This window comes from Candidatus Krumholzibacteriia bacterium (assembly GCA_035649275.1).
Lineage (GTDB): Bacteria > Krumholzibacteriota > Krumholzibacteriia.
The window spans coordinates 1-9,611 of the sequence record DASRJW010000008.1 but is presented as its reverse complement, the minus strand read 5'-3'; the positions used below and the strand labels follow the sequence as shown (position 1 = coordinate 9,611).

7 protein-coding genes are annotated in these 9,611 nt (G+C 68.8%); 3 read left to right on the top strand and 4 right to left on the bottom strand.

What is annotated here, in order from left to right; translation table 11 throughout:
- The coding region (locus VFE28_00275; protein HZM14409.1) for a hypothetical protein at positions 1–1,297 on the bottom strand (1,297 nt) is incomplete at its 3' end.
- A gap of 52 nt (positions 1,298–1,349) precedes the next feature.
- Between VFE28_00275 and VFE28_00270 the strand changes: the two genes are divergently transcribed.
- Together VFE28_00270 and VFE28_00265 are read left to right on the top strand one after the other, a co-directional pair.
- Positions 1,350–3,212, top strand: coding sequence for a tetratricopeptide repeat protein (locus tag VFE28_00270; GenBank protein HZM14408.1), 1,863 nt, complete (start codon positions 1,350–1,352; stop codon positions 3,210–3,212).
- Between the two features lie 56 nt (positions 3,213–3,268).
- A complete protein-coding gene (locus VFE28_00265) occupies positions 3,269–4,357 on the top strand; it encodes a VOC family protein (GenBank protein ID HZM14407.1) in 1,089 nt (362 codons plus the stop codon).
- Positions 4,358–4,423: 66 nt separating this feature from the next.
- On the opposite strand, the gene VFE28_00260 is transcribed toward VFE28_00265, so the two are convergent.
- The gene (locus tag VFE28_00260) at positions 4,424–4,897 is read right to left on the bottom strand and encodes a DinB family protein (GenBank protein ID HZM14406.1); all 474 of its coding nucleotides are present in this window, start codon (positions 4,895–4,897) and stop codon (positions 4,424–4,426) included.
- Between the two features lie 308 nt (positions 4,898–5,205).
- Between VFE28_00260 and VFE28_00255 the strand changes: the two genes are divergently transcribed.
- The gene (locus VFE28_00255) at positions 5,206–7,194 is read left to right on the top strand and encodes a hypothetical protein (protein ID HZM14405.1); all 1,989 of its coding nucleotides are present in this window, start codon (positions 5,206–5,208) and stop codon (positions 7,192–7,194) included.
- A 24-nt stretch (positions 7,195–7,218) separates the two neighbouring features.
- Here VFE28_00255 and VFE28_00250 read toward each other — a convergent pair whose 3' ends face one another.
- Both VFE28_00250 and VFE28_00245 read right to left on the bottom strand, forming a co-directional pair.
- Positions 7,219–8,589: an APC family permease gene (locus VFE28_00250; protein HZM14404.1), complete on the bottom strand. Its 1,371-nt coding sequence runs from the start codon at positions 8,587–8,589 to the stop codon at positions 7,219–7,221.
- The coding region (locus VFE28_00245; GenBank protein HZM14403.1) for a 2-oxoglutarate and iron-dependent oxygenase domain-containing protein at positions 8,586–9,611 on the bottom strand (1,026 nt) is incomplete at its 5' end. The genes VFE28_00250 and VFE28_00245, both read right to left, overlap by 4 nt.

The following is a 9,611-nucleotide window of genomic DNA, read 5'->3' as shown; positions in this document are numbered from 1 at the left end:
CGACCACCGGCAAACGCGAACTGTACCCCGTGGCGCCGAGAGCGAAGAGCCCGAGACGCGTCCCCGGCGGATACCGCTCCTGCAGAGCGAGGCCGAGTCGCGAAGCGAGCTGCACCCACTGGAAGGCGGCGGCGCGCACGTGCGGTCGGGCGGAGAAGAACAGCATGGCCGCTGAGAGCACGACGAGCGGCGCCATCTTCCAGGGCGTGCGTTCCGTCACCAGCTGCGCGGCGGCGGCGCCCAGCAGCGCAGCCGCGAGCGGCAGGACGTAGAGGAAGGAGCGGTGGAACTCGAAGTGATCGCCGCCGAGTCGGATGACGTGCACGACGTAGAGCGATAGACCGATCAGGAAACCCAGGGTCGCTCCACGCAGCGCGGGCAGCAGGAGCGGTACGGCGAGGAGCACGATCCAGGGATAGGAGCGCGGCCACAGCGCCACGTAGTGCAGTCCAATGCGCGCGTGCGCCCAGTCGCCTGCACGCTTGGCGTAGTAGGTGTTGGGAAATGGGTCGCCGAAGTAGAGCGTGTGCGCCCCGAGGTAGAGCAAGCCGCCGAGGAGCGCGGGCGCCAGAGTCCGCAGCAGCACCCGCGGCCCGGCCGTGCGCCGGAGGAGTGCCACCGCAGCCACCCCGACCACGAGGAGCACGAACTCCGGTCGCACCAGGACGGCTGCCAGCACCCACCAGCCGGCGGCGCGCGCCGGCCGCTGCCGCAGCCAGCGCTGCACCAAGGCCCGGAAGGCCCAAGCCCAAGCCGCCGCGCACAGCATCGTTTCCATGCCGGAGAAGGCGTAGACCAGGAAGCGATCGTCCAGGAGCAATGCCAGGGCGCCAATGCAACCGGCGAGGGCGATGACCACCTGCTGCGACGCGTTCGCCGCTGCAGATCGTTCCCCCGTGTCCGCGAGCTCGAGAGCCCAGCGTGCGGTGAGAACGATCGCCGTCCCCCAGGCGACGAGAGCGAGCCACGCTGCGGCCACGTGCACCGGCACGCCGAGGCGCGCCGCCAGCGCCAGCAACCACAGCCACACCGGGCTCGTCGCTGCGTCCACCCGGTCGCCTGGGTTGAACACCGGTCCGTGCCCCGCTGCTGCATTCTCAGCGATGCGGAAGTAGATGAAGCCGTCGTCTTGGATATGGTTGGCCAGGGCGGGAAGGCGGAGGCAGGCCAGCGCTGCCGCTACGACCGCCAAGGCCGCGAGCACCAGGCGCACTCCATTGCCCACGTCACCCTCCAGGAACGTTTGCCGCCGCGGCGCCGCGCCAGCGTCGAGTATAGCGGCCCTGGTCGCACGCATCGTTATAGTATCCCGACGACCGGAGCGCTCGGCCGCGGCGAAAGGAGGGTGCATGAATCCTCGTGCGCGCTTGACGAAGCTCGCCGCGGGCCCCGCCCCCTGGCTGCTGTTGGCCTCGCTGCTCCGCGTCACCTACTGGCTGCAGGCGTCGCGCGAACCTTGGTTCGTCTTCCCCGAAGTCGATCCCGAGTTCTACACCCGCTGGGCCGACGCCATCCTGGCCGGCCGCGCCGCCGAGTACATTCCCTTCCCGCGCGCCCCGTTCTATGCATACGTCCTCGCTGGCATCCGCGCCGTCTTGGGAACGGCCTGGATCTGGCCGCGCCTCCTCAACCTCGGCTTCGACTGGATCACGATCCTGACCGTGTTCGCCTTGGGACGCCGTCTTCGTGGTCCCACCACGGCACGCATCGCTGCGGCGCTCGTCGCCGTGTCCGGCGCCTCGGTCTACTTCTCCGGCGAGGTGCTCATGACCTCGTGCGCCACCGCTCTCGCGGCGGTCACCACGCTGCTCCTCGCGGACTGTCTCACTTCCCTCCGCGCGCGCCGTGGCGCTCTGACCGGAGTCTGCTTGGCGCTCTGGGCGCTGCTGCGTCCTCATGCTCTCGTCCTCGTCCCCTGCACTCTCGCTCTCCTCCGCCCGTGGCGTGGACGCCGGCACGCTGCGGTGGCGGGCGCACACCTCCTGGGCGTCCTGCTGCCGTTGCTCCCGATCACCGCTCTCAACTACTCCGCTTCCAGGACCCTCGTCCCCGTCACCCTCCAGGGCGGCGTCAACTTCTACATCGGCAACGCCCGCGGCGCCGACGGCTGGTCGGCCGTGCTCCCCGGTGTGGGCGGCGTGTGGCAGGAGGCGGACGCCCAGCGACTGGCGGAGCGCCTGGCAGGCAGGCCTCTCGCTCCCGCCCAGGTTTCCAGCCTGTTCTGGCGCCTGGGCCTGGCCGAGATCCACGCAGACCCCGCTGCCTGGTTGCGGTTGCTGGGGCGCAAGCTGCTCCTCCTCGTCAACCGGCGCGAAATGGGCAACAACCGTCCGCTCGTCCTCGCCGTCCAGGTGGCGCCGCAGATGGCCGTGCTCTTCCTCTGTTCCTTGGGGCTCCTCTTTCCCCTCGCGCTCCTCGGCTGGAGTCGCACGCGCGGCCAGCCGGAGAACACCGCCCTCGCTTCGATCGCCCTGGTCTACGCGGGAAGCTTGCTGCTCTTCTTCGTCAACGCGCGCTTTCGTCTCCCGGTGTTTCCCGCCGTCGCCGTTTTCGCTGCTGCCGGTGCGACCGCGCTTCCCTCCCTGCTCCGCAGCCGCGGCGTCGCCTGGCCCGCGCTGGCCTGGATCAGCGCGGGAGCGCTCCTCGCCTTCCCGCCTTGGGGGATGTGGTCGCACGACGAGATGGCTCAGGCCCACTACGTGGCGGGAAACGGCTGGCTGCACCAACAGCATGCTCGCGAGGCGCTGCAGCGCTACGACCAGGCCCTCGCGATCGACCCCAGCTTCCCCGACCTCTACCTCAACCGCGGTATCGCGCTCTCCATGCTGGGAGATCGGCAGGGGGCGGAGCAGTCGTTCCAGCGCGAGCTCGCCCTCGACCCGGCCGACGGCCGGGCCTGGAACAACCTCGGCGTCTTGGCGGAGAAGCAGAAGGAGTGGGCGCGCGCCGAGGATTGCTACCGCCGCGCCCTGCAGGCCACACCCTGGCAGGACGATGCACGGCACAACCTGGGAACGATCCTGATGCGCCGCGCCGCCGCCGCGCTCGACATCGGCCGCGCTTCCCGGGCCGACTCGCTGCTCCGGGAGGCGGAGGCTTTCCTCCCGGCGAGTCCGCAGCTGGCACAGCTGCGCGGCCGCGCCGCCGTCGGTCTCGGGGACACCGCCGCCGCTCGGTCACGGCCCTCGCCTTCGGCCCCACGGCTTCCTTAGAATGGACCGACGTCCTGCGCTCCCATGGGCAGGATGGTCGACATAGAATGGACCGCATGACTCCAGTCGAGCCCAAGCAGATCAGGCAGCGTCTGCCCGTGTTGCCTCTGCTCGTTCTTGCCACTCTGGGGTTCGTCTCGGAGTCACCGGCGGCTCCTGCCGTCCATGCCGTCGGCGCCATCGGCATGACCGTCTCCGACATGGACCGCGCTCTCGCCTTCTACACCCAGGTGCTCCCCTTCGAGCTGGTCACGGACGTCAAGGTGTCCGGGCGGGACTACGGTCGCTTGAACGACCTGCCGTTTGGGAATCGCCGCGGCAACGACACCACGCCGCGCCTGCGCGTCGCGCGCCTGCGCCTGGGCGAGGAGTTCGTCCTGCTCATCGACTACCTGGAACCCGAGGGCCGGCCCCTCCCGGTGGACGCACGCAGCAACGACCGCTGGTTCCAGCACCTCGCCCTCATCGTCAGCGACATGGACCGGGCCTACGAACAGCTGCGGGCGCACGGGGTGCAGCACGTCTCATCGGGGCCGCAGACGCTGCCCGACTGGAATACCAACGTCGCCGGGATCCGCGCTTTCGATTGCCGCGATCCCGACGGCCATAACCTCGAGATCCTCTGGTTCCCGCCCGGGAAGGGCGACCCGCGCTGGCAGCGACGGGGCGACGCGCTCTTCCTCGGCATCGATCACACCGCCATCGTGGTGAGCGACACCGAAGCCAGTCTGCGCTTCTACTCCGAGATGCTGGGTCTCGAGGTGAAGGGGAAGAGCGAGAACTACGGCATCGAGCAGGAGCGTCTCAACAGCGTCTTCGGCGCCCGGCTCCGCATCACCTCGTTGCGGGCGGCGGCGGGGCCTGGCATCGAGTTCCTCCAGTACCTGGCGCCGCCGGGCGGACGGCCGCTGCCCGAGGACGCGCGCACCAACGATCTGGTGCACTGGCAAACGACGCTCCTCGTCGACGATGCCGCCGCGGTGGAGCAACGCCTGCGCGCTGCCGGGGCCCATTTCGTCTCGCCTGGAACGGTGTCGACGCCGGACGCCGAGCTCGGCTTCACCCGCAGCTTCCTGGTCCGCGATCCGGACGGTCACGCGCTGCACGTGGTGGAGCACGCTCCGCAGGGTGCCGCGGCGCGCTGAGGCTCTCCGCCCGCCGAGACTCCGCCCAGACCCATGCTCCCTCTCCGCACCGATCCGCTCCTTTCCTCAGCCGATCTTTCGGTACACGGTGCCGATGTAGTCGACGAACTCGGGTGTGAGTCCCTGGGCGCGGATGAGGCTCTGGATCTGCGCCCGGTGGTGGATGGAGTGATAGTTGAGCTGGAGCGGGATGTCCTTGAGCGCTGCGGTCCAGTGCGCCCCGTCGAAGCCGACCCACTGGACTGCCTCGAAGAGAGCGCTCTCGTTCTTCTTCTGCAGGAAGTTCTGCCAGGCCCCGAGGCTCCTCTCCCACTCGGCCTCGAGGGCGTCCAGCTCGTAAGCCGGATCCCACCAGCTCATGCCAGGGTCGCGCGGATACTGCTCGAGGCGAGCCAACCATTTGTTCTGCGAGCGGATCAGATGGCTGAAGAGCCGGATCGCCTCCTCCTTGTCCGGCAACTCCCAGATCTTCGCCAGCACCTGCCGGTTGGCGCGATCGTTGAACGCGAAGGTCTCGAGCAAGTAACGCTTCATCTCCATGCTGGTCCTCCCCGTGACCACTCGACGCAAGCGGATGGACCGCGCCTTCCGCGATAGGCCGACGGCTGGGCCAGGCCTCAAGCATCGACCCTACCATCTTCCCTGGTGGGCTGCCGGACGGTGGCGCCAGCTCCGGCCGTGGAAGCAGGCCCGATCTTCGAGTACCCTTCACGGCACCTCAGCGACCAGAGCCACGGGGGCGACATCGACGAGGCCATGCTCCGCGAACAGCATGATCCGAAGTCCATCCGTGCATCGAACTCGGAGTCCGTCGGGATCGCCTGCCGCCGGTTCGGGAGCGGGGACCGATGAGCCGTCGGCGCGTCGAGTCGCGCCCGGCGCTCTCCCCTCGGCGGGCCCGCGGGGCCGATCGTCCCCGAGCCGGCGCCGATCCTCATCCGGGGTGGATCGAGTCCGCGCCACCGAATCGCTGCCTTCCGGCGGCCATCGTGATCGGTTTGCTCGCTGTGGCGGTCCTGGCAGCAAACGCGAGCTACTACTACCCCTTCCTGGCCGACGATGCCCTCATCTCGCTTCGCTACGTGCAGCGCTTCCTCCACGGCCACGGCCTCACCTGGACCGACGGCCGACCCGTCGAAGGGTATTCGAATTTCTTGTGGATGATGCTCGCTGCGGCTTTCGGAGCGACGGGCCTGGACCTGATCCGCAGTGTTCAGGTTCTCGGGTTCCTGGCGTCGGCGGCGGTCGTGGTCGCGCTCTGCTTCGGCTTCCTGCGCGGGACTCGTCGCTCCACCGTGTGCGTCGCGATCGGATCGCTGGCATGGGTCCTCTCCGGGCCGGCGGGAGCTTGGACGCTGGCCGGCATGGAGCCGCCTCTGGTCGCCTGCTTGCTGGCCTGGTCCCTGGTGCTGATTCTCCGCCTGGCGGACCGCGTCGAGGCCGCCCCCCGCTCGTGGTTGCTTCCCGGCTTCCTGCTCGGTTGCCTCGGCCTGACGCGCCCCGATGGCCCGCTCTTCTCCCTCGTGATCGGTTCTTGGCTCCTGGTCCGGGGACGGTTTCGCGGCTCGGCGTGGCGCCAGTCCGCCTGTCTCCTGAGCCTGCCGGTGGCGATGTTTCTCGGGCAGCTCCTCTTCCGGCGCGCGTATTACCGTGAGTGGCTCCCCAACGTCGCCTACGTCAAGATCAGCCCCTCGACGACGCATCTCGCTGCGGGGTTCCAGTACGTGCTGCACGGCCTGGCCTCGCTGCGCCCCCTGCCCGAACTCTCCCTCGCAGCCCTCGTCTTCTTGTGTTTGCACCGGGAAACTCGGAGTCGCGGGTTTCTGCTGCTCTCCGCCGCGGCGGCCTGGCTCTTCTATCTCGTTTTCCTGGTGGGAGGGGACATCTTCGGCGCCTGGCGCCACCTGATCCCCGTTCTGGTCCTCTTCATCCTCGCCGATCTCCTGGCGCTGCAGTTCTTGCAATCCAGCTGGCTGTTGGCTCCCAAGAAGTGGGTGCCGCTCGGCGCCCTTCTCTTCGCCTGGTATGTCTACGATCAGTTCACGAACGAGCGGAATGTCTGGGCGAAGAGCGATCAGTGGGCCTGGAATGGGCGGGTGGTGGGGCTGACGTTGAAGCACGGCTTCGCGGACTCGAGGCCGCTGCTGGCGGTCACGGCGGCGGGATGTGTTCCCTACTGGTCCGAACTGCCCTGCTTGGACTTGCTGGGGCTGAACGACTACACCCTCGCCCGGACGCGTCCGGCCGGATGGGGGCAGGGATGGATCGGACACGAAGTGGGGGACAGCAGGTACGCGCTCTCTCTGCAGCCCGACCTCATGCTGTTCGGGACCCCGGGAGGCCAAGCCCCACTCTATGTCTATGGGCGCGACATGCCCGAGATGCCCGAGTTCAAAGACTACTACGACCCCTGCAACTTCGCTGGAACCGTCCCCTACTACTTCAACTCGCGGATCTGGGTGCGTCGCACCAGCCCCAAGATCGGCATTCAACGCCGGGACAACGAGATCTTCGTCCCGCCCTATCTCCTCAACTTCACGCACTTTGCCATCACGAGCCTGGACGGAGAGGGGCGCTTCTACGTCACGGCCTCGAGCGGAATGCCGGTGGGGATCCTGGATCTCGAAATCCCTTCTGGTTGTTGGCGACTCGAGGAGCCGGAGCAACAGGTCCGCCTGCGCGTCGTCGCGCCAGGAGACTCGACGGTGCTCGAGGAACGGTGCCTCGAGGGACGCCCCTCGGTCACCGTGCCTCGCGCTGACAAGTACAGCGTGCTCCTGGAAGCCACCGGCACGGGGGAGATCCGCATCTACGGTCTGCGTCTCGTCAGAGAATGAGTCGGACTACACCACGACGGCGGCCTAGGGAGCCCGCCGGCGGCGCACTACAGTATGGAGCGCGAGACCGGCGGCACTCCAGCCGCACAAGAGCTCGAGGCTCGTGAGCCGGCCGCCGGCCAGGCGCGCCTGCAGAGTCTCGGCGCGCAGCGCCCGCACGTCTCGCACCACGATGACGAGCACCAGCCCCGTCATCGCCAGCACCGAAAGCAGCGCGGCGCCCCGCTGCAACCACACCGGGATCCGCACCGTGCGGCTGGCGAAGAGCACCGGGTCGCGCCGCGGCAGCGCCAGAAGAGCCAGGCTGTGCAAGAGGTACAGGAGCACCATCGCCAGAACGGCGATGTGGAGCGCCACCGAGAGCTGGCCGCTGGCGAGCAGGAGCGAAGCGAGCGCGAAGGTGAGAAGGAGTCCGCGCCGCGGCGTGCCGTAGCGGGGGTGCACCTGACCGAGCCAGGCCGGCGCCAGGCCATCGGCGGCCAGCATGAGCGCCAGGCGCGACGGCACCAGCATCGTCGCGTTGATCGACGTCGTGATCGCCATGAGCGCGCCGAGGACGACGACGACGCTGCCGGCGCGCGGCAGGTAGACGCGGGCCACGTCGGCCATGGGGGCGGTGCTGCCGCGCAGGCTCTCCCCGGGCAGCACACCGAAGGCGACCGCCGACATGGAGGCGAAGACGACCGTCGTCGCCAGCAGGCCGCGCAGGAAGACGCCCGGTAGGTGCCGCGTGCTGTCGCGGACCTCGCCGGCCGCCTGCGCCAGCGACTCGAAGCCGGCGTAGGCGAAGAACAGCGGCGCCAGCGCGGCGAGGAAGCCCGAGACACCAGCCGTGAAGAAGGGGCTGTAATTCGCGGGCACGATGGCGAAGCATCCTGGCACGACGAGGACGAGGATCGAGACCCCCAAGACGAGGCACATGAGCACTTGCAGGGTGCCGAACCAGCGGACTCCGCGAGCGTGAATGAACAAGAAGAACGCCAGCACCGACAGGGCGACGAGGAGCGGCGCGCCGCCGATCGGCGAGAGGCCGTGCAGGACGTAGTCGGCAAAGGTTTGCGCCAGGTAGGCGAGCGCGCCGATGTAGGCGATGATCTTGAGCCAGGCGACGACGAAGGCCAGGCCCGGGCTACCGAAGGTGCGCGTGATGTGGGTGTACTCGCCCCCCGCCGTGAGGCCGAGCGGCGTGGAGAGGAAGACCGCGTAAGGTATGGAAGTAGCGAGCACGACCGGCGCGAGCACGAGATAGCCGAGGACCACGCTCGGACCGGTCAGCGCCCAGGCGTCGCTCGTGACCCTGAAGATGCCGGCACCGACGAGGATGCCGAGGAGCAACGCGTAGGACTCCAGCCGTCCCAGGTCGCGCCGCAAGCGCCCGGTGGGGGGCGCTGTCATTCCGTGACCGCGTAATCGTCGCCGTAGAACTTGCTGGTGCTGCGGGTGTGGAACTCGAGCGCCGAGATGGGCGCGTAGCGCGGCGCCGGCAGTCCCGGCAGCACCGACAGGATGGCTTCTTCCCACACGTAGACGTTCATGGGGAAGGAAACTCGCGGCCGGGACAGCAGCGCGGGAGTGCGCGGCCTACCGACCCGATGGGTCGTGGACGGCAGGATGTCGTTGCTGATGCGCTGGACGTAATCGCCCGTGTTCAGGATCAAGCTGCCGCGCGGTGCCTGGAGCCGCACCCACTTCATGCTGCGCCGGTCGAGCACCTGCAGGCCTTCCACGCGCGGCGCGGGCAGGAAGGTGAACATGCCGACGTCCTCGTGGCCGAGCAGCCGGCCGCCGCCGCTCTCGCTCTCTCCCGGCCCGAGGGGCGGATAGTAGTTGAGGCGCAGTCCGATATTGGGACGCGTGAGGCGCTCGTCGTAGAGGTGCGGGTCGTGCCCGAGCCAGAGCAGGAGGCTCTGCATCACCGGGAGGATGAGCCTTTCGTTCTCCTGGACCAGCCGGCGGCAGCGCGCCTCGTGGGCAGGATCGGGCCAGAAGGAGTCGATCGCTGCCTCGGACCTCCGGCCGGGCAGGTCGAAGGCGCGCCGGCAGAACACCCAGCCCTCGACGAGATCGGGATGGATGTCGCTCGTCTCCCGGAGGGGGAAGTAGCCTTGATTGACCGAGCCGTGCCGCCGGGCGCGGAAGCGCAGCTTTTCTTCGAGGGGGAAGCGGGTGAAGAGCTCCTCGGTCAGCCCTTCCATGTCGTCGTACAGCGCTGGGTCCGCGCCGTGGCCCACCAGGATCGCGAAGCCGATCTCGGCGAGAGCCGCACCGAGCTCCGCGGCGAAGCGCCGCTGCTCCGCCTCGCCGCCCCGCAGGAAGCTGCCGATGTCGCAGGTGCGGACGCGGAAGTCGTCGTCGAAGGCTTCCTGTTCGTGCTCGGCCAGATGGTAGAGCTGCTGCTTCCGCACTTGATCGTAGCG

Bases quoted from the DNA above. Each gene is read 5' to 3' on its own strand.
- VFE28_00270 (HZM14408.1), top strand. From the start codon at position 1,350: ATGAATCCTCGTGCGCGCTTGACGAAGCTCGCCGCGGGCCCCGCCCCC.
- VFE28_00265 (HZM14407.1), top strand. From the start codon at position 3,269: ATGACTCCAGTCGAGCCCAAGCAGATCAGGCAGCGTCTGCCCGTGTTG.
- VFE28_00260 (HZM14406.1), bottom strand. From the start codon at position 4,897: ATGGAGATGAAGCGTTACTTGCTCGAGACCTTCGCGTTCAACGATCGC.
- VFE28_00255 (HZM14405.1), top strand. From the start codon at position 5,206: ATGAGCCGTCGGCGCGTCGAGTCGCGCCCGGCGCTCTCCCCTCGGCGG.
- VFE28_00250 (HZM14404.1), bottom strand. From the start codon at position 8,589: ATGACAGCGCCCCCCACCGGGCGCTTGCGGCGCGACCTGGGACGGCTG.